Below are 20,898 nucleotides of genomic sequence, written 5' to 3'. Positions count from 1 at the left end.
TGCTAAAATTCAAAAGAACGACTTTTACGATTCGGAGGTTTGCGCGTGGGTTATTATTTGATTGCATTGTTTGTCATCATTTTGGACCAGTTCACAAAATGGACGATTGTCCGTAATATGGAAATCGGAGAGAGCACTAAAATCATAGACAACTTTTTTTACCTCACGTCCCATCGTAATAAAGGGGCGGCCTGGGGAATGTTGGAAGGTCAAATGTGGCTATTTTATATTATAACGTTAATTGTTGTTTCTGGGATCATCTACTATATGCAGACGCAAGCCAAAGGCAAGCCGCTGTTCCAAGTAAGCCTCGCGTTTATTTTGGGGGGAGCTGTCGGCAACTTTATTGACAGGCTGTTCAGAAAAGAAGTTGTCGATTTTTTGGATACATATATTTTTGGGTATGATTTCCCTATTTTCAATATTGCCGATTCAGCCTTGACGATTGGTGTCATTCTTCTTTTTATCCAAATGTTTAAGGAAGAACGAAAAGAAAAGGTGAGAACACATGGAAAAAATTGACTATCAAGTAAAGGAAGAAGAAAATGGGGAGCGGATTGATAAACTGATTGCATCCATCGGTGAAAATTGGTCTCGCTCTCAAGTACAGCAATGGATAAAAGATGGAAACATTTCAGTAAATGGGGAATCGGTCAAGGCTAATTACAAGTGCAGCTCAAAAGATCTCATAGTTATAGAGGTGCCGGAACCTGAGCCTCTGAATGTTGAACCGGAGGAAATGGGTCTCGATATTTATTATGAAGACGAGGATGTTCTGGTTGTCAATAAACCGAAAGGGATGGTTGTCCACCCTGCGCCGGGTCATCCAACCGGAACATTAGTGAACGGGCTGATGGCCTATTGCAAAGATTTATCGGGTATCAACGGGGTGCTTAGACCGGGAATTGTCCATCGCATTGATAAGGATACATCAGGTCTTTTAATGGTGGCAAAAAATGATAATGCTCATGAGAAGCTTGTTCAGCAGCTTGTAGATAAAACGGTAACCCGGAAATACTTTGCGCTCGTGCATGGAGTGATTCCTCATGATCATGGAACCATAGATGCTCCAATTGGAAGGGACCCGATTGAACGCCAAAGTATGGCAATCACCGATAAAGGAAAATCGGCGGTTACCCATTTTACTGTACTGGAGCGTCTTGAACCTTACACGCTTGTGGAGTGCGTCCTGGAAACCGGAAGGACTCACCAAATCAGGGTCCATATGAAATATATCGGGCATCCGCTGGTTGGAGACCCAAAATACGGTCCAAGGAATACCCTGTCCACTGACGGGCAAGTTTTGCATGCGGGAGTTCTTGGATTTAAGCATCCCAGAACAGGGGAATACAAAGAATTCAGTGCTCCATTACCGGATTATTTTACTCAATTGCTAAATAAACTTCGACAAAATCATTGACAACCGTCTAGATGAAGTCTATATTTATTATTAGTTGAATATGACCTTTAAATCGGTCCCGTGAGGCCGGGAAGGTACGGATTAGTTGCATTGATTGATTTTGCTACAATTTTGTCGACGTTTGTACCCTCCTGCAGAGCCGCGGGAGGGCTTTTTTCATTAAAAAGGGGTGTGAAAATAGTGGATCCAAAGGCGATTGTTCTTGACGAAAAGGCAATACACCGGGCCTTGACAAGAATTGCCCATGAGATTATTGAACGGAATAAAGGGATTGAAAGCTGTGTACTAGTCGGAATCAAAACACGAGGCATTTATCTTGCACAGAGGCTGGCCGATCGGATTAAAAGTATTGAAGGCGAGAATATATATGTCGGTGAATTGGATATCACGCTGTACAGGGATGATTTGACAATTAAAACGGAAAGCACAGAGCCAGAGGTGAAGGGATCAAACCTTCCGGTTGATATCAAGAATAAAAAAGTGATATTGGTAGATGATGTTTTATACACTGGCAGGACAGTAAGAGCTGCAATGGATGCTTTGGTCGATATTGGCCGCCCTTCCCAAATCCAACTCGCTGTATTGGTTGACAGAGGACATCGGGAACTCCCGATCCGGGCAGACTTTATTGGAAAAAACATTCCGACTTCAAGTCTTGAACGGATTGTTGTTGAGCTTATGGAAACAGACGGGCATGATCAGGTAGGAATTTATGAAAGTGAATAATACCCTTTTAATTCAGTCCTGTGAGGCTGGCAAAGGGGAGGCTTTTTTAAAGCAAGCTGGCGAACTGTGCCTGGCTTCGTTTTGCAAACCCTCTTTGCCAAAATAAGGCATAGAGGGTTTTTTTATGACAATTTAGAAAGAACGGTGAGCGGCCATGAATAATCTATTCTCCATGAAGGACTTGTCCACTGAGGAAATACTTGAAATATTGCATACAGCGGAATCATTTGCAAAGGGAGAAAATTGGGCTCCTGCAAAGCAAACCTTCGCAGTCAACCTATTTTTTGAACCGAGCACAAGAACAAAAACAAGCTTCGAAATGGCTGAACGCAAATTAGGTATTGAAGTGATCCCTTTTGAGACAGGAACATCTAGCATTTTAAAAGGGGAAACGCTGGAAGATACATTGAAAACACTTGAATCGATTGGGGTGGATCTTGCTGTTATCCGCCATGAACAGGATGCTTTCTATGAATCTCTCGCAGGAAGAGTTCAAATGAAAATAGTCAATGGGGGAGATGGATGTGGCCAGCATCCGACACAGTCATTACTGGATCTTCTGACAATCAAGCAAGATTTTGGCAAGTTTGAAGACTTGAAGGTGACGATTGTCGGTGATTTGAGCCACAGCCGGGTTGCAAGGTCCAACACAGAAGCGTTAACCGCCTTGGGAGCTGAGGTTTTTTACTCGGGGCCCCCTGAATGGTTTGAAGGTGACGCAGAAAATGCCCAAAACTACGTGGATATTGATGAAGCTATCAGGTTCTCGGATGTGATTATGCTTTTAAGAATCCAGCATGAGAGACATGATTCAATGATGGACCTGACTGCAGAGCAATATCATGAAAGATACGGTTTGACACAAGAGAGAGATGAGAGGATGAAGCCTGGAAGCATCATCATGCATCCAGGTCCTGTAAACAGAGGTGTCGAAATTGCCGACAGTCTTGTGGAAAGCCGTAAATCAAGGATTTTTAGGCAAATGGAAAATGGCGTGTATGCAAGAATGGCAGTCATAAAACACATTCTTGATAAATAAAAGGAGGAGTTCCGCATGAATTGGCTGATCAAAAATGGAAACACACTGCAAGATAATGGTGAATTGAAAGAAATGGACATAAGGGTCAAAGATGGTCTTATCGCTGAAGTTGGCATTCATCTTGAAAACAATGGAGAGGAAGAGTATGATGCAGCAGGTCTGCTTATCACACCGGGGTTAGTGGACCTCCATATCCATCTTCGGGAACCGGGTGGAGAACTAAAAGAAACAATTGCAACAGGAACTATGGCTGCCGCAAAAGGCGGTTTTACAACTGTTGCATCCATGCCAAATACGAATCCTGTTCCCGATAATGAAGAACAGATGGGATGGCTTGTCAGCCGCATCAAAGAAACTGCCCATGTCAATGTACTTCCTTATGCTGCCATTACTCATGGCCTGCAGGGAGAGGAACTTATCGATTTCAAAGCGTTAAAAGAAGCGGGAGCTTTCGCTTTCACAGATGATGGGGTGGGTGTTCAGACAGCTGCTAAAATGTATGAAGCGATGCAAAAGGCAGCAAAGCTTGATATGGCCATTGTTGCCCATTGTGAAGACAATTCGCTCATCTATGGCGGTGCCCTTCATGAAGGGGAATTTTCCAGAAAAACAGGTGTTCCGGGAATCCCTTCCATTTGCGAATCTGTCCATATTGCACGGGATGTACTGCTCGCTGAAGCAGCAAACTGCCACTACCATGTATGTCATATCAGTACAAAAGAGTCTGTACGGACAGTAAGAGATGCAAAAAGGGCAGGGATTAAAGTGACAGCGGAAGTCAGCCCACATCATCTTCTTCTGTGTGATGATGATATTACGGATGCAAATGACACTAATTTCAAAATGAACCCGCCCCTCCGTGGAAAAGAGGACCGGGAAGCCCTAATTGAAGGACTTCTGGATGGGACAATCGATTTTATTGCAACGGATCACGCCCCTCATACAGCAGAAGATAAAGCAAAGAAAGTGACGGAGGCTCCTTTTGGAATTGTCGGGCTTGAAACAGCATTCCCGCTGCTTTATACGTACTTTGTGGAGAAAGGCCACTGCACCTTGAAGCAATTGGTTGATTGGTTGACAGCTGCGCCTTCCAATACATTTAACTTGGATTGTGGAACTTTAGCGTTAGGGAAGCCTGCAGATATAACCCTGATCGATTTGGAAAAAGAACAGCAAATAGAGTCAAGCAAGTTTTTATCTAAAGGAAAAAACACTCCATTCAATGGATGGACATGCAAAGGTTGGCCAGCAGCCACTTTTGTCAATGGAGAAATCAAATGGTCGGAAGGACGTGACAATTGATGAAACGCCAGCTCATTCTAGAAGATGGAACAGTTTTTGTCGGCGAAGCAATCGGTAGTGAAAAAGAGACAACAGGTGAAATCATTTTTAACACAAGCATGACCGGGTACCAGGAAATCATATCTGACCCATCCAATTACGGCCAGATTATCGTGTTCGGCTTTCCGCAAATCGGGAACTATGGAATGAACCGTGACGATTTCGAAAGTATCCAGCCTGTCATTAAAGGGGTCGTTGTAAAGGAGGCTGCTGATTATCCGTCAAACTGGCGCAGCAACATGTCCTTTGGAGAATTTTTAAAAGCGAAAGACATTCCTGGGATTACTGGTATCGATACAAGAAAATTAATCAGGATCATCAGGTCAAAAGGAACGATGAAAGGGGTCATGTGCGGATTTGGCGAAGGCATTGAAACGCATCTTTCCCGTCTGCACGCGGTTGAAAGCCTGCCGGATCAAGTAAAGCAAGTGTCAACCGTCAAACCGTTCCCGGCTCCGGGCCGCGGCAACAATGTCATCGTCGTGGATTTCGGCTTAAAACATGGCTTATTGCGTGAGCTAACTAAGAGGGGCTGTGATGTGACAGTCGTTCCTTACAAGACCTCAGCAAATGAAATCCTTTCTTTACAGCCAGACGGTGTGATCTTATCCAATGGACCGGGGAACCCAGAAAATGTTCCTGAAGCGATCGAGACGATTTGTGACATTCAAGGAAAAGTTCCTCTGTTCGGCATCGGACTCGGCCATCAATTGTTTGCCCTCGCCAATGGGTGCAAGACAAAGAAGATGTTTGTCGGACATCGGGGTGGAAGTTATCCGGTGAAAGATCTTGAAACGGGCAAAGTGGTTTTCACTTCTCAAAACCATGGATTCGAAGTGGATAAACAATCATTGGATGGCAGCGAACTGACCATCACACATGTCGAATTGAATGAAGGATCCATAGAAGGACTGTCTCACCAACATCATTCAGCCTTTTCCGTACAATTTGAACCGGAAGGCGCACCAGGCTCAGAAGATGCCAAGTACTTATTTGATCAATTCTTGGAATTAATGGATGAAAACAATAGAAAGGTGGATGACCATGCCAAAAAGAACTGACATCAATAGCATTTTAGTAGTGGGGTCAGGCCCCATCGTAATTGGACAGGCGGCTGAATTTGACTATGCCGGCACCCAGGCTTGCCTTGCTTTGAAAGAAGAAGGGTACAGGGTCATCCTAATCAACTCAAACCCAGCCACAATCATGACAGATTCCGAGATTGCGGATGCTGTTTATATCGAACCGTTGACTCTTGAATTTGTCAGCCGGATTATTAGAAAAGAAAGGCCAGATGCCATCCTGCCTACTCTTGGTGGACAGACCGGCTTGAACATCGCCATGCAGCTGGCTAAAGCAGGTGTACTTGAAGAATGCCAAGTTGAAATACTTGGTACGAAACTCTCAGCCATTGAGCAAGCAGAGGACAGGGATCAATTCAGAAGCTTGATGAACGAACTGAATGAACCGGTGCCCGAAAGTGTGATCGTCCATACATTGGAAGAAGCGGTTGACTTTGTGGAAGAGGTTGGATTTCCTGTCATTGTCCGGCCTGCCTACACACTTGGCGGAACTGGCGGAGGTATTTGCAAAAATAGCGAGGAACTCGATTCCATTGTATCGAGTGGATTAAAAAACAGCCCGGTCAACCAATGCCTGATTGAAAAAAGCATCGCCGGATATAAAGAAATAGAATTTGAAGTGATGAGAGATGCAAATGACAGTGCGATTGTGGTCTGCAATATGGAGAATGTGGATCCGGTCGGCGTCCATACCGGTGATTCCATCGTTGTGGCCCCTTGTCAAACGTTGAGCGACAGGGAAATTCAGTTGATGAGAAACACGTCTTTGAAGCTGATTCGTGCACTTGGAATTGAAGGAGGATGCAATGTACAACTTGCCCTTGACCCGGAGAGCTTCCAATACTATATCATTGAAGTGAATCCGCGAGTCAGCCGTTCATCCGCTCTTGCTTCCAAGGCGACAGGATTTCCGATTGCAAAACTGGCAGCAAAAATTGCCGCCGGATATACATTAGACGAACTTATGAACCCTGTGACAGGGAAAACATATGCCTGCTTTGAACCGGTTATTGACTACATTGTCACTAAAATTCCGAGATGGCCTTTTGATAAATTCGAATCTGCGAACAGAAGCCTTGGAACCCAAATGAAAGCAACAGGCGAAGTCATGGCAATTGGCCGCTGTTTCGAAGAATCATTGTTAAAAGCGGTACGTTCCCTCGAAATCAGCTTGTATCACTTGGAAAACGAAGAGGCAAGATCGATGGAACAATCCGACCTTCAGGCCGGAATTGAAAATGCTACAGACGAACGGCTTTTCATTGTGGCAGAAGCGTTAAGAAGAGGTATTTCAATACAGACCATCCATGATTGGAGCAAGATTGATCTATTTTTCCTTCACAAACTGAACAAAATCATCGAGCTTGAAAATAAACTGAAAAAGGAACCGTATAACCCTGAACTGGCTGTTCTAGCGAAGAAAATGGGTTTTGCGGACATCACCCTAGCAAAACTGTGGGAAAGCAATGAAAAGGAAATTTATGAATGGCGCAAAGACAATCAACTTGTGCCAGTATATAAAAAGGTAGATACATGCGCAGCTGAATTCGAATCCGACACGCCGTACTTTTACGGTACCTATGAAGAGGAGAATGAATCTGAGCGAACAGGTAAAAAGAGCGTAATCGTACTTGGATCTGGACCGATCCGCATCGGGCAGGGAATTGAGTTTGACTATGCGACCGTACACAGTGTTTGGGCCATCCAGCAGGCAGGTTACGAAGCGATCATCATAAACAATAACCCTGAAACAGTGTCGACAGACTTCAGTATTTCTGACAAGTTATATTTCGAACCGCTCACAATTGAAGATGTTATGCATATCATCGATTTGGAGCAGCCGATAGGTGTTGTCGTGCAGTTTGGCGGCCAAACAGCAATCAATCTGGCATCAGATCTTTCCGAACGTGGAGTGAATATTCTGGGCACTTCTCTTGAAAGTCTTGATAGAGCAGAGGACAGGGAACAATTTGAGCATGCCCTTTCTGAGTTGAACATACCACAGCCAAAAGGGAAGACAGCTTTTTCAGTGGATGAGGCTGTAAAAATCGCCTCAGATATTGGTTACCCTGTATTGGTGCGTCCTTCCTACGTACTTGGGGGAAGAGCGATGGAAATCGTCTATGAGGAAAAAGAACTGCTGCATTATATGGAAAATGCCGTAAAAATCAATCCTGAACATCCGGTTCTTGTAGACCGCTATTTGACAGGAAAAGAAATAGAGGTTGACGCGATTTCCGACGGAGAAAATGTGTTGATTCCGGGGATCATGGAGCATATTGAACGTGCGGGCGTCCATTCAGGAGACTCCATTGCAGTATATCCACCGCAAAATATCAGTGCAGATATGATTAAAAAAATTGAAGATGCTACGGTCCGTCTTGCCAGAGGTCTTGAAATTATCGGACTTTTGAACATCCAATACGTCATCTCAAATAATGAACTGTATGTCATTGAAGTAAACCCGCGTTCAAGCAGAACAGTGCCGTTTTTAAGCAAAATCACTGGCATTCCGATGGCAAACCTTGCCACGAAAGTGATTCTGGGCAAAAAGTTGCCTGAACTAGGATACGAAACTGGTTTGATCCAAGAAATGAGCGGTGTTTATGTCAAGGTTCCAGTTTTCTCCTTTGCCAAGCTTCGCAGGGTGGATATCACTCTGGGACCTGAAATGAAGTCCACCGGAGAAGTCATGGGAAAAGACAGGACGATGGAAAAGGCGTTATATAAAGGGCTGGTTGCTTCCGGAATAGAAATTAAAACCCACGGTACTGTATTGATAACTGTAGCGGACAAAGACAAGGATGAAGCGGTGAAGCTTGCCGAAAGGTTCTCTTCCATCGGTTACCAAATCATTGCTACAAGCGGGACGGCGAAAGCCATTACTGATTCGGGCATTAAGGTCCAAACAGTCGATAAAATTGGAGCACCCGGACATAACTTGCTCGATACGATCAAGCAAGGTGATGCACAGCTTGTCATCAATACACTTACAAGAGGAAAGCAGCCTCGAAGAGATGGTTTCCGTATCAGAAGGGAATCCGTTGAAAATGGCATCCCATGTTTAACATCGTTGGATACAGCCAGAGCAATCCTGGACGTTCTTGAATCGATGGTTCTTTCAGCTGAAGCAATGCCGTCGGGCATAAAGGTGGTTCAATAATGGACGGAAAAAATTTGCCGATCATAGCTCTTGATTTTCCGGATGGCGAAAAAGCTTGGGATTTCTTGAGCCGATTTGATGGTGAACAGCTGTATATAAAAGTTGGTATGGAGCTCTATTACCGAGAGGGGGCAGAGCTCCTCAAATCCTTGAAGGAAAAAGGACATTGGATTTTTCTTGATTTGAAGCTCCATGATATTCCCAATACGGTTCAACGGGCAATGAAAGTTCTTGCTGGACTTTCGGTCGATATGGTCAATGTCCATGCGGCAGGTGGAACAGAAATGATGAAAGCGGCACTATACGGATTGGAAGAAGGAACAAAGGCGGGTAAGACCCGCCCCACTTTAATTGCTGTCACGCAGCTGACAAGCACGAGCGAAGAACAAATGCAGCGTGAGCAATTGATAGACCGGTCAATAGATGAGTCTGTCCTCCACTATGCGTTACTTGCTAGGGAATCCGGTCTTGATGGAGTTGTATGCTCCGCATACGAAGCTTCTTCCATTGCAAAGGAAGCTGGATCCGGCTTCTTGCGGGTAACTCCGGGAATCCGTATGTCTGAAAGCAAAAGCGATGATCAAAAGCGAATCGTGACTCCTTCGGATGCAAGGGAAATGGGATCATCGTTGATTGTGATCGGTCGTCCGGTTACACAAGCGGCCGATCCAGTTTTTTCCTATAAAAAAGTGTTGACAGAATGGGAGAGGTAAAGCAATGAGCCAATCAATTGCAGAACATTTACTTGAAATAAAAGCCGTCTTTTTGCAGCCGAACGATCCGTTCACATGGTCGTCCGGGATGAAGGCGCCAATTTATTGCGATAATCGATTAACGATGTCTTATCCGGAAGTTAGAAAAGCAATCGCCGAAGGGCTCGCGGAATTGATTAAAACCAAATTTCCTGAATCGGAACTGATTGCCGGAACAGCTACTGCGGGCATCCCGCATGCAGCATGGATCAGTGAAATTCTTAGCCTTCCCATGTGTTATGTAAGATCAAAAGCCAAGTCTCACGGAAAGGGTAACCAGATAGAAGGAAAAGCTTCAAAAGGGCAGAAAGTTGTTGTTGTTGAAGACCTGATCTCTACGGGAGGAAGCTCAATCACTGCTGTCAAAGCACTTAAAGAGGCAGGCTGCGAAGTTTTGGGAGTTGTCAGTATTTTTTCTTATGAGCTGGATAAAGCGAAAAAAGCTTTTGAGAAAGAAGGCATCAAAGCATTTTCGTTAACAGGCTACTCGGACCTGATTGAAACTGCATTCAAGAAAGAACTCATTAAAGAGGGGGATCTTTCAACACTTCGCAATTGGCGCGAAAACCCTGAAGACTGGGGAAATTAATAGAAGGCTGCCTTTTTAGGCAGCCTCTTTCTAATCAACCTTCATGGACCTGACCAGCTCTTCATTGGGAGTTACATACACAGTTTTCTGCTGCTCATAAATGACGAATCCAGGTTTGGATCCGTTTGGCTTTTTAACATGACGGATTTTTGTGTAATCAACGGGAACAGAAGAAGAATCTCGTGCTTTGCTAAAATATGCAGCGAGTATAGCTGCTTCCTGGATAGTCGTATCTGTCGGGTCGGTGCTTCGGATAACGACATGTGATCCTGGTATATCTTTAGTGTGGAGCCAAATTTCGTCCCTTCGTGCCAACTTGTTTGTCAAATAATCATTTTGAGTATTATTTTTCCCCACAAGAATTTCGGTTTTGTCACTCGCTTCGTATCTTTCGATAGCAGGTTTGCCCGTTGCCTTTTTTCTTGCTTTTTGTTGTCGGCGTCTGATGTAGCCTCCTTCAATCAGCTCATTCCGGATTTCGTCGATATCTCCGACTGATGCAGAAGATAGTTGCTGGAGCAGCCCATCAAAATAAGTTATCTCTTCCTTGGCTTGCTGAATCTGTTGTTTGACTACGCCAAGAGAGTTTTTGGCCTTTTGGTATTTGGAAAAATAGTTTTGAGCATTTTCCGATGGTCCTTTTCGCGGATCGAGTGGGATGTTGATTGTTCCCCCATCAGGGTCATAATAATTTACCACAGATATTTCCTTCATCCCTTTTTTTACAAGATGCATATTAGCAGTTAAAAGTTCACCCAAAAGCTGGTACTCATCCGCTTGTTCAGCTCTTTCCAATGTCGCCTCAAGTTTAATGACTTTCTTTTCATTTTTTTCCTTCTCATTCTTCATCAATCTTTCCAGATCCATCGCCTGTTGCTTGACCCGGTCTCTTTGGGCTTTGCCAAAATAAAAACTGTCAAGCATGCCGCTTAAAGTTGAAAAAGACTTGAGTTCTCCCATCATGTGAGTAATCGGAATCAGATAAAAAGCACTCTTGACCCCGTTTGTGGTAATGGAGTAGTTGTATTGTTGTGATTTAAAATGTTTCATTAACTCTATAAAAACAGGTGGTAGTGTGCTCCTGTTTGCAATGCCGCAGCGGAAGGTGATCTCTTTGGCGATAAGCGGGGAAATTCCCGCAAAATGCTGGACGATCTGCCGGTCAATTTTACCACTGTTAAAATCAATGTTCCGTAAAATATCGTCAACTTCTGCTTCCAGTGGATTCAATTTGTTTTGTTCAGGCGGATATACATAGGTACCGCCAGGTAATACAGTCCGGTAGCTGTTAACAGAAGCCGGAATATGCTTGATGCTGTCTATTATTTTATCATTTTCCTTATTCACAAGAATAATGTTACTGTGCCTTCCCATAATCTCTATGATTAAAAGCTTGATTGATTCATCACCAAGTTCGTCTCTGCCTTTTAATTCAAAAATGATGATTCTGTCAAGGCCTGCCTGATATATATTTTGCACAATGGCACGGTCCAGGTGTTTTCTCATCATCATGCAGAACATGGGTGGCTCATCCGGACTTAAAGATGATTCTTCAGTCAACTGGACCCTGGAATAGCTGGGATGGGCGGAAAGCAGAAGCTTATGGTTCTTTCCTTTCGCACGGACTGTTATAATCATTTCATTTTTATAAGGCTGCTGAATTTTATTGATCCTGCCGCCAACCAATGTATCATTAAGTTCTTTTGTCATAGCCCTGGTAAACAATCCGTCAAAAGCCATAAAAAACATCCTTTACTTTATTTATAGTGAAGCAATTGAAAGGTACGTCTAAAACAGGCGACCGCGCTGTTCTATTATCAAGCTGCGGTGCTCAGAGACAAGAGGTTCTCTTCATCCCTATGACCGTCAATATCTGCTCGCTGCGGTAATGCCGGAATTTCTTTAGCACCTCAGGAACCGTCCAGCCTGAATCGCTTCGCCTATCTTTAAAAAAATTATATCATGAATCTCCCTTATCCTGAATAAGCTTGCAATGATAGGACAACTATTGCTTGTCATAGAGGGAAGGCGGGGGTGCGATGATATACCACCAAATGGATGAAAATGATGTGGCAAAATCACTTCAAACAAATATAAAGACAGGCTTGTCCACTAAGATGGCTGATGAGAGGAGAAAAAAGGTTGGCCTGAATGAATTGTCGGAGGGTGAAAAACAATCTGTCATCCTTCTTTTTTTCAGTCAATTCAAGGACTTTATGGTGCTTGTATTATTGGTGGCCACGTTAATATCCGGACTTCTGGGTGAATATGTTGATGCGGTTGCAATCATGGTCATTGTTTTAATCAATGGCCTGCTGGGTTTTATTCAGGAAAGAAAAGCTGAAAAGTCCTTGCAAGCATTAAAAAATTTGTCTGCACCAAAGGTTACTGTTCTCCGGGATGGCCGTTGGATGAAAATAGATTCAAAAGAGGCGGTTCCGGGTGATATTCTTAAACTTTCAAGCGGTGACCGGGTAGGCGCCGATATGAGGATAATCGTTTCCAACAATATGGAAATAGAAGAATCGGCCCTAACGGGGGAATCAATCCCTGCTCAAAAACATTCAGATCCCATTTCGGATGACAATCCTTCTCTGGGAGATTTAAATAATATGGCATTCATGGGAACGATGGTCACCCGAGGAAATGGACTGGGCATCGTAACTGCAACCGGAATGGGCACAGCCATGGGGAAAATTGCCGGGATGATCCAGGCAGCCGAAACGATCATGACTCCTTTGCAGAGAAGACTTGACCAGCTTGGAAAAATTTTAATATCTGTAGCTCTTCTTTTAACTGTTGCGGTCGTAATAGCAGGTATTTTTCACGGGCACGACATTTATACAATGTTTTTGGCAGGTGTTTCCCTTGCAGTAGCTGCTATCCCGGAAGGTCTGCCTGCTATTGTCACTATTGCCTTGTCACTTGGCGTACAAAGGATGATCCGTAAAAATGCCATTGTCCGAAAGCTCCCGGCTGTAGAAACGCTAGGATGCGCCTCAGTCATTTGTTCAGACAAGACGGGGACGATGACACAAAATAAAATGACTGTCACTCATTTATGGAGCGGAGGAAAAACATGGACAGTTACAGATTCATCTTACCAGGGTTCCGGAGAATTTTCCGCTGATGGAAAGAAGGTTGAGGTCGATAGAGAGAAAGCACTTTACCAGTTACTCACTTTTGGGACACTGTGCAATAATGCTGAAGTGAAATATAAGGGCCAGGAAATGATGGTTGATGGGGATCCGACGGAAGGTGCATTGTTAATTGCAGGAGCTAAGGCTGGAATCGAAAAAGAGTCGCTCCTTGAGCAGTTTACAATTGAAAAGGAATATCCATTTGATTCCGCGCGAAAGATGATGAGCGTCATAGTCAAAGGTCCATCTGGAGAACGGTTTATCATTACAAAAGGAGCACCAGATGTACTGTCATTAAAAAGTGATGCCATCTTGTGGGAAGGGAAACAAAAACCTCTAGGTAATCAACTGATGCAGGAAGTCAATGGAGCCGTAAAACAGCTGGCATCAATGGCGCTCAGGACGATTGCCATTGCCTATAAGCCTTTGATAGGCACAATCCCGGAAAGAGCCGATGATGTTGAACAAAATTTGACATTAATCGGTTTACAGGGAATGATTGATCCTCCACGCCCAGAAGTGAAAGCAGCCGTCGCAGAGTGTAGGAGGGCAGGGATCAAAACGGTGATGATCACTGGTGATCATATGGAAACCGCATGTGCCATCGCCAGACAGCTGGGCATTTTGTCAAAAGGCGAGAGGGATTCAGAAGTCATGGACGGACGCAGGTTGAATGAGCTTACTGTAAAAGAGCTTGAATCCGTAGTGGAAGACATATCTGTTTTTGCTAGGGTATCTCCGGAGCATAAATTGAAGATAGTGAATGCCCTGCAAAACAAAGGCCATATAGTAGCGATGACTGGAGACGGAGTAAACGACGCACCGGCGATCAAAGCTGCCGATATTGGAATCTCGATGGGAGTCACTGGAACAGATGTGGCAAAGGAAGCCTCTTCCCTCATCCTTTTAGATGATAATTTTGCAACGATTAAAGCTGCAATCAAAGAGGGAAGAAATATTTATGAAAACATCCGGAAATTCATTCGGTATTTGCTTGCATCAAACGTGGGTGAAATACTTGTCATGCTGTTTGCCATGTTGATGTCTTTGCCGCTTCCCTTAGTTCCAATTCAAATTCTATGGGTCAATCTGGTCACCGACGGATTGCCGGCAATGGCTCTGGGGTTGGATCAGCCTGAGGAAAATGTGATGCAAAGGAATCCGCGACACCCAAAGGAAGGTGTATTTGCCCGAGGGCTCGGCTGGAAAATCCTTTCCCGAGGATTTCTAATCGGAGTTGTCACTTTAGCTGCTTTTGTCATCGTCTATCATCGGAATCCAAGCAATTTGCCATATGCACAGACTGTGGCATTTGCTACACTTGTCATGGCCCAACTCATACACGTATTCGACTGCCGAAGTGAAATATCGATTTTCTCACGAAATCCCTTTGAGAATAGGTATTTGGTATGGGCAGTGATATCCTCGGCTTTATTGATGTTCATTGTCATTTATGTACCTATGTTCCAGCCGATTTTCCACACCGTGGCGATTGTGCCGAGCGACTGGCTGTTGATACTTGGATTAAGTGCAGTGCCTACTTTTTTGCTGGCAGGAACGTTTTTTTCAAGAAAAAGAAGATAGTGTATGTTATAATCAACAAGGTGATAGAGGAATCTATTGCCTTTTTCTTCATGTTTAAAAAAACAATTCATATTTTTACACATTTTAGACAGGAAAAGTACAAGTTTTGGTCCAGCTTTGAGGGACAGGACATCCTGATGTCACCGACTCTAAAGGATGTGGCAGTTCGGAGGCAACCAGATCTAGCTCTGCAAGGTTCAAACCACTATCCTGTGTGGTTTGTAAACTGCCTCGACGTGCTGACCAAGGCGCTTTCGCTTTTCTCTAACGGGGGTGACTCACTTGGTGATGAGCATGACCGGTTTTGGACGGAGTGTTAAACAGACAGATAAATGCATGGTGCAGGTTGAAATCAAAACTGTTAACCATCGCTACCGCGAATTCCACATAAAAATGCCTCAACAGCTTTCCCAGGCTGAAATTCCGCTTCGGAACCAACTTAGCAAGCAATTTAACAGGGGCCGGATTGAACTGAATGTCAAATTGTCAGGCAATATTTCTCCAGGCAAAGAATTGCATATTGACTGGGGTTTGTTGGACAGTTATTATCATTTTATAAAGGAAGCAAAGATCAGATATCGATTGACTGAAGAAGCGACATTATCGGATCTGCTGAGGATGGATAACGCTGTTCTAGTCGAAGAAACAGGTGATATTGACGTAGAAGTACTTCCATTATTATTTGGTGCTGCCGAAGATGCAGCAGATCAAGTACTGAAAATGCGGGAAACGGAAGGCAATTCTTTATCCATTGAATTGGATACCTACATAAGCTCCCTAGAAGAACTTGTCCAAAAGACAAAGGAACTTTCCCCAATGGTTCAAAAAACATATACTGAACGACTCCGAAGCAAATTATATGAAATGGTTAAGGAAAACATAGATGAAACAAGAATTGTTTCCGAAGCTGCCATTTTTGCCGACAAAGCCGACATAAGTGAAGAAACGGCAAGACTCTTAAGTCATATATCCCAATTTAGAGAAGCGCTTATTGCGAGTGGGCCGATTGGGAGGAAAATGGATTTCATCATACAGGAGATGAATCGGGAAGTAAATACGATCGGCTCCAAAGCGAACGATTCAAACATTGCCATCATGGCTGTTGAAATGAAAGTGTTGATTGAAAAGTTGCGAGAACAGGTGCAAAATATCGAATGAATGATTGAAATAAGGCTGAGAAGCCGAAGTTGACTGGAGGAGCAGCATGCCGATACAGCTCTTAAATATAGGATTTGGAAATATTGTTTCTGCTAACCGGATCATTTCAATTGTCAGCCCTGAATCTGCTCCGATCAAAAGGATGATTCAGGATGCAAGGGAACGGGCGACGTTAATAGATGCCACCTATGGTAGAAGAACACGTGCAGTTATTATTATGGACAGCGAGCACGTCATTCTTTCAGCAGTACAGCCTGAAACGGTTGCCCAACGTTTAATTTCGAATGGCCAGGAAGAAGGGTAGGATTATTAGATGAGTGATAAAGGGATATTGATTGTGCTTTCCGGACCATCAGGAGTAGGGAAAGGGACTGTCAGAAAAGCGGTTTTCTCACGGCCTGATGCCAAATTTGAGTATTCTATCTCCATGACGACCAGAAAACCCCGGGAAGGGGAAGTTGACGGAGTCGACTATTTCTTTAAGTCCAAGGAAGAGTTTGAAAAGCTGATTGAAGAGGGAAAACTTCTTGAATACGCACAATACGTGGGAAATTATTACGGTACCCCTGTTGATTATGTAAAGGAAACATTGGAAGCTGGAAAAGATGTCTTTTTGGAGATCGAAGTTCAGGGAGCCAAACAGGTCCGGGATAAATTTCCAGATGGCCTCTTCATCTTTCTCATGCCCCCGAGCCTTGACGAACTGAGAAACAGAATTGTCGGCAGAGGAACAGAGTCGGTTGATCTGATTCACAACCGAATGGAAGCGGCAAGAAAAGAAATTGAACTGACAAGTATGTATGATTATATTGTTGTAAATGATGATGTTGAGCGGGCAGTTGATAAAATCAATGCGATTGTACAGGCAGAGCACTGCCGCAGTGAACGCGTCATAGATAAATATATCGAAATGCTGGAGGTAAAATAGCATGTTGTATCCTTCTATTGATAAATTGATGAATGTGATTGATTCAAAATATTCGCTTGTAACGATTGCAGCCAAAAGGGCGCGTCAGTTGCAAGAAGATAATAATCCGCAGCTTGATAAGTATAGATCACACAAATTTGTCGGAAAATCTCTGGAAGAGATCTATAATGGTGTCTTGACGATGAAAGAATCAGCAGACGATGAATCTGAGGATGAAATCAAAGGCGAACCGACATCATAACTTATCCTATTCAACCTGTCGACAAGATAGGTTGTTTTTTCTTTTATATAGGCTAAAAATCATTCATAATAGAAGGAATAAAGTAGAACGAACTAGGAATATTTAAAGGGGATATTTGCTGTGGAAAAAAAGAATGTTTTGTTATGTGTTACAGGAGGCATAGCAGTTTATAAAGCTGCCGATTTGACAAGCAAACTTGTACAGTCAGGCTTCAATGTGAAAATCATCATGAGTGATTCCGCGAGAAATTTTGTTACTCCGCTGACGTTCCAGGCTTTATCACGGAATGAGGTCTATATAGACACTTTTATCGAAAATAATCCGGAGGTGATCGCCCATATAGACCTTGCTGATTGGGCTGACCTCATTTTAGTGGCGCCTGCAACGGCCAACATAATTGGCAAGCTGGCAAATGGGATAGCGGATGACATGATGACGACAACACTACTGGCGGCGACAGCCCCTGTTTGGATCGCTCCCGCAATGAATGTTCATATGTACGCTCACCCGGCGGTCAAAAGGAATATAGAAACACTTTTGCAAATGGGGTGCGATTTTATAGAACCGGGGGAAGGATATTTAGCCTGCGGCTATGTGGGTAAAGGCAGATTGGAAGAGCCGGAAAAAATATTGGAGAAAGTGAAGGGCTATTTTGGAACAGAAAAACTATTCAAAGACAAAACGTTTTTAATAACAGCTGGACCTACTAAAGAAAAAATCGATCCTGTCAGGTATTTTACCAATAGATCTAGCGGGAAAATGGGTTATGCCATTGCAGAGCAAGCAGCGATGTTAGGAGCTGATGTCATTTTGGTTTCAGGTACAAATGCTCTGCCGGAGCCAAGGGGAGTAAAAGTAATTCATGTTGAAAGCGCAGCGGATATGTACGACGAGGTAATGATGAATGCGGATAAATCTGACGTGATCATCAAAAGTGCCGCGGTGGCAGATTATAGGCCCAAGCAGGTGTTTGAGTCGAAAGTGAAAAAGCAGCAGGGAAATGTAACCATAGAAATGGAGAGGACGAAAGACATCCTATTTGAATTGGGTCAAAAGAAAAAACACCAATTTCTAGTAGGTTTTGCTGCGGAAACAGACAATATAGAAGAGTATGCGCAGAATAAGCTGATCAAGAAAAATGCCGATATGATCGTGGCAAACAATGTAATGGAAGAAGGGGCAGGATTTGCGGGGGATACGAATATCGTTACAATTTTCCATAAAGATTTTTCAAGCGTTTCTCTCCCATTATTAAGTAAAAAAGAAACAGCAAGAAGGATTTTATATGAGATATCGGAAAAGCTGGAGGATGAACACTCTTGACAATAGCACAGGTCATTGTTGATGTCCCTTCTTTGGGAACAGACAGGGTATTTGATTATGCTATTCCAAAAAAGTGGGAAGGCATGATCCAGCCGGGAATGCGTGTTGCTGTTCCGTTCGGTCCAAGGTCTATACAGGGCTTTGTCGTTAAATTAAATGAACATACGGATATAGAAAAAATAAAAAAAATTATTCAGCCGCTTGATTTGGCTCCCGTTTTAAATGAAGAGCTGCTTCGGCTCGGAAGCTGGATGGCTAAAGAAACGATATCTTTCAAAGTTTCTGTATTTCATGCGATGCTCCCCGTGGCAATGAAAGCCAAATATGAAAAAGTCATCAAAAAGAAGGATGGTTCGAGCCTGTTGCTTGAAGGATTATTCGAGGATAAGCAGGAGATTTCATGGAAGGAAGCCGAAAAACGCAACCTTCTTCCTGCACTTTATAAAGAAATTCAAAGCGGCAATGCCGAAGTGATTTACTTTGTGAAAGACAGGGCAAGGAAAAAACTGAAAAGGGCAGTTGAGCCGAATGTGGAAAAGACAGAAATGGAGGAGATGCTTCAAACACTCCCTTCCAATGCTGTCAACCAAAGAAAAATCATTCATCACTTGTTAAAATCAAATCAAGATATGGTTGAAGCGGCTGTTTTGGCCAAGGAAGCCGAGGTCCCAGCATCTACCATTAAGGCCCTGATCAAAAAAGGCGTTTTATCGGAACATATGGTAGAGGAATATCGTGATCCATACGAGCATAAAGACTTTGAAAAAACTAGTCCTCTCCCGCTTACTAAGGATCAGCAGGCAGCGATGACTCCGATTTTACATTCCATTGGGCGCCAAACCCATGAGACGTTTCTTTTATATGGCGTTACAGGTAGCGGAAAAACCGAAGTGTATCTCCAGGCGATCCAGGAAGTGATCAAACAGGGAAAGGAAGCGATTGTCCTTGTTCCTGAAATTGCTTTGACTCCCCAGATGGTTGAACGATTCAAAGGAAGATTCGGAAGCGATGTTGCAGTCTTGCACAGCAGACTTTCAATAGGGGAGCAATATGATGAGTGGAGAAAGATTCAAAGAAAAGAAGTAAAAGTAGTCGTCGGTGCAAGGTCTGCGGTTTTTGCCCCTTTTGAAAACCTGGGCATCATTATCATTGATGAAGAGCACGAGTCAAGCTATAAACAGGAAGAGATTCCAAGATATCATGCCAGGGATGTTGCCATCAAAAGAGGGGAATACCATCGCTGTCCAGTCATTCTAGGCAGCGCCACACCTTCACTCGAGTCTTTTGCGAGAGCCCAAAAAGGTGTATACCACCTTCTCACTCTCTCCAAAAGAATGAATGACAGGGAATTGCCTCCTGTTTCGGTTGTTGATATGAGAGAGGAAATGCGAAGTGGAAACCGGTCCATGTTTTCAACAGAACTGTTTGAAAAAATAAAGGATCGCCTTCATAAAGGGGAGCAGACCGTCCTTTTTCTTAATCGGCGGGGGCATTCCACTTTCATCATGTGCAGGGATTGCGGTTATGTCATGCAGTGTCCACATTGTGAAATCTCGATGACCTATCACCGCTCTTCCAATGAAATGAAGTGCCATTATTGCGGTTTCCAAACAGGGGTTCCAACAGAATGCCCTGAGTGCAGCGGCAACCATATCAGGTATTTTGGGATGGGGACTCAAAAGGTTGAGGAAGAATTGGTCAAACTCCTTCCTGAAGCAAGGATCATAAGGATGGATGTGGATACAACTACAAGAAAAGGGGCACATGAGCGGATTCTTGAACACTTTCAATCAGGTAAAGCCGATATTTTACTGGGTACGCAAATGATTGCCAAGGGGCTGGATTTTCCAAACATCACTCTTGTAGGCGTGCTTAGTGCGGATACGATGCTCCATCTACCGGACTTCAGGGCAGCTGAAAAAACATTTCAGCTTCTTACCCAGGTCAGCGGGAGAGCGGGAAGACACGAATTATCCGGAGAAGTAGTCGTTCAGACGTATACTCCCGAGCATTACAGCATCCAATTGGCAGCCATGCAGGATTATCCACGCTTTTACAACCAGGAAATGTCAATGAGAAAGATTGGTTCTTACCCGCCTTTTTATTATCTGGCGCTCGTGACCGTCACCCATGAAGATCTGATGCAGGCGGTGGCCGTTACCGAGAAAATCTCAAACTACTTAAAATCAAAAATATCTGAAGAAGCGATACTATTGGGTCCTGTCGCTTCGCCGATACCTAAGATCAATGATAGATATCGGTATCAATGTCTGATAAAATACAAGCGTGAACCTAACCTTTTTTCAGCATTGAGAAAAATACTAGAGCATTACAATCCTCAAGCTTCCCGTGATGCATTATCCATCACGATTGATATAAACCCATATAACATGATGTAGTGAATAAAGAAAG

17 protein-coding genes are annotated in these 20,898 nt (G+C 43.6%); 16 read left to right on the top strand and 1 reads right to left on the bottom strand.

Annotated elements, in window-relative coordinates; genetic code table 11:
• Window positions 1-45: 45 nt before the first annotated feature.
• From lspA to pyrE, 9 genes are all read left to right on the top strand, one after another.
• The gene (lspA, locus tag C509_RS0101900; RefSeq protein WP_018705207.1) at window positions 46-522 is read left to right on the top strand and encodes a signal peptidase II; all 477 of its coding nucleotides are present in this window, start codon (window positions 46-48) and stop codon (window positions 520-522) included.
• Window positions 509-1,420 carry an RluA family pseudouridine synthase gene (locus C509_RS0101895; protein WP_018705206.1) on the top strand — a complete coding sequence of 304 codons (912 nt, stop codon included), beginning with the start codon at window positions 509-511 and terminating at the stop codon, window positions 1,418-1,420. Before lspA ends, C509_RS0101895 begins: the two co-directional genes overlap by 14 nt.
• Window positions 1,421-1,600: 180 nt before the next feature.
• Window positions 1,601-2,146 (top strand): bifunctional pyr operon transcriptional regulator/uracil phosphoribosyltransferase PyrR, encoded by a 546-nt coding sequence (gene pyrR / locus C509_RS0101890; protein ID WP_083934505.1) that lies wholly within the window; start codon window positions 1,601-1,603, stop codon window positions 2,144-2,146.
• Between the two features lie 154 nt (window positions 2,147-2,300).
• Window positions 2,301-3,185: an aspartate carbamoyltransferase catalytic subunit gene (locus C509_RS0101885; protein WP_018705204.1), complete on the top strand. Its 885-nt coding sequence runs from the start codon at window positions 2,301-2,303 to the stop codon at window positions 3,183-3,185.
• A gap of 15 nt (window positions 3,186-3,200) precedes the next feature.
• Entirely contained in the window at window positions 3,201-4,487 is a 1,287-nt protein-coding gene (locus C509_RS0101880; RefSeq protein WP_018705203.1) for a dihydroorotase, read from the top strand.
• Entirely contained in the window at window positions 4,487-5,587 is a 1,101-nt protein-coding gene (locus C509_RS0101875) for a carbamoyl phosphate synthase small subunit (RefSeq protein WP_018705202.1), read from the top strand. The genes C509_RS0101880 and C509_RS0101875 overlap by 1 nt, the downstream gene beginning before the upstream one ends.
• Complete coding sequence (gene carB / locus C509_RS0101870; RefSeq protein ID WP_018705201.1) at window positions 5,571-8,771, top strand: carbamoyl-phosphate synthase large subunit; 3,201 nt, start codon at window positions 5,571-5,573, stop codon at window positions 8,769-8,771. The genes C509_RS0101875 and carB overlap by 17 nt, the downstream gene beginning before the upstream one ends.
• Window positions 8,771-9,484 (top strand): orotidine-5'-phosphate decarboxylase, encoded by a 714-nt coding sequence (gene pyrF / locus C509_RS0101865; RefSeq protein ID WP_018705200.1) that lies wholly within the window; start codon window positions 8,771-8,773, stop codon window positions 9,482-9,484. Before carB ends, pyrF begins: the two co-directional genes overlap by 1 nt.
• 4 nt (window positions 9,485-9,488) lie before the next feature.
• Window positions 9,489-10,112, top strand: a complete 624-nt coding sequence (gene pyrE, locus C509_RS0101860) for an orotate phosphoribosyltransferase (RefSeq protein WP_018705199.1) — start codon at window positions 9,489-9,491, stop codon at window positions 10,110-10,112.
• Window positions 10,113-10,142: 30 nt separating this feature from the next.
• On the opposite strand, the gene C509_RS0101855 is transcribed toward pyrE, so the two are convergent.
• On the bottom strand, window positions 10,143-11,852 hold the full coding sequence (locus C509_RS0101855) for an Rqc2 family fibronectin-binding protein (protein WP_018705198.1): 1,710 nt from the start codon (window positions 11,850-11,852) through the stop codon (window positions 10,143-10,145).
• Between the two features lie 299 nt (window positions 11,853-12,151).
• Here C509_RS0101855 and C509_RS0101850 point away from each other — a divergent pair, with 299 nt between their 5' ends.
• The 7 genes from C509_RS0101850 (at window position 12,152) to priA (ending at window position 20,885) form a co-directional block, all read left to right on the top strand.
• Window positions 12,152-14,836 (top strand): calcium-translocating P-type ATPase, SERCA-type, encoded by a 2,685-nt coding sequence (locus tag C509_RS0101850; RefSeq protein WP_018705197.1) that lies wholly within the window; start codon window positions 12,152-12,154, stop codon window positions 14,834-14,836.
• Window positions 14,837-15,124: 288 nt separating this feature from the next.
• Window positions 15,125-15,994: a YicC/YloC family endoribonuclease gene (locus C509_RS0101840; protein WP_245542421.1), complete on the top strand. Its 870-nt coding sequence runs from the start codon at window positions 15,125-15,127 to the stop codon at window positions 15,992-15,994.
• Between the two features lie 46 nt (window positions 15,995-16,040).
• Complete coding sequence (gene remA / locus C509_RS0101835; RefSeq protein ID WP_018705194.1) at window positions 16,041-16,298, top strand: extracellular matrix/biofilm regulator RemA; 258 nt, start codon at window positions 16,041-16,043, stop codon at window positions 16,296-16,298.
• 9 nt (window positions 16,299-16,307) lie between these two features.
• On the top strand, window positions 16,308-16,922 hold the full coding sequence (gmk, locus tag C509_RS0101830) for a guanylate kinase (RefSeq protein ID WP_018705193.1): 615 nt from the start codon (window positions 16,308-16,310) through the stop codon (window positions 16,920-16,922).
• Window position 16,923: 1 nt separating this feature from the next.
• Entirely contained in the window at window positions 16,924-17,163 is a 240-nt protein-coding gene (gene rpoZ, locus C509_RS0101825; RefSeq protein ID WP_018705192.1) for a DNA-directed RNA polymerase subunit omega, read from the top strand.
• A gap of 120 nt (window positions 17,164-17,283) precedes the next feature.
• On the top strand, window positions 17,284-18,486 hold the full coding sequence (coaBC, locus tag C509_RS0101820) for a bifunctional phosphopantothenoylcysteine decarboxylase/phosphopantothenate--cysteine ligase CoaBC (RefSeq protein WP_018705191.1): 1,203 nt from the start codon (window positions 17,284-17,286) through the stop codon (window positions 18,484-18,486).
• On the top strand, window positions 18,483-20,885 hold the full coding sequence (priA, locus tag C509_RS0101815; RefSeq protein ID WP_018705190.1) for a primosomal protein N': 2,403 nt from the start codon (window positions 18,483-18,485) through the stop codon (window positions 20,883-20,885). The genes coaBC and priA overlap by 4 nt, the downstream gene beginning before the upstream one ends.
• The last annotated feature ends 13 nt before the right edge of the window (window positions 20,886-20,898 follow it).

This window comes from Siminovitchia fordii DSM 16014 = CIP 108821 (assembly GCF_000374565.1).
Lineage (GTDB): Bacteria > Bacillota > Bacilli > Bacillales > Bacillaceae_C > Siminovitchia > Siminovitchia fordii.
This window is presented reverse-complemented; position numbering and strand designations above follow the sequence as displayed.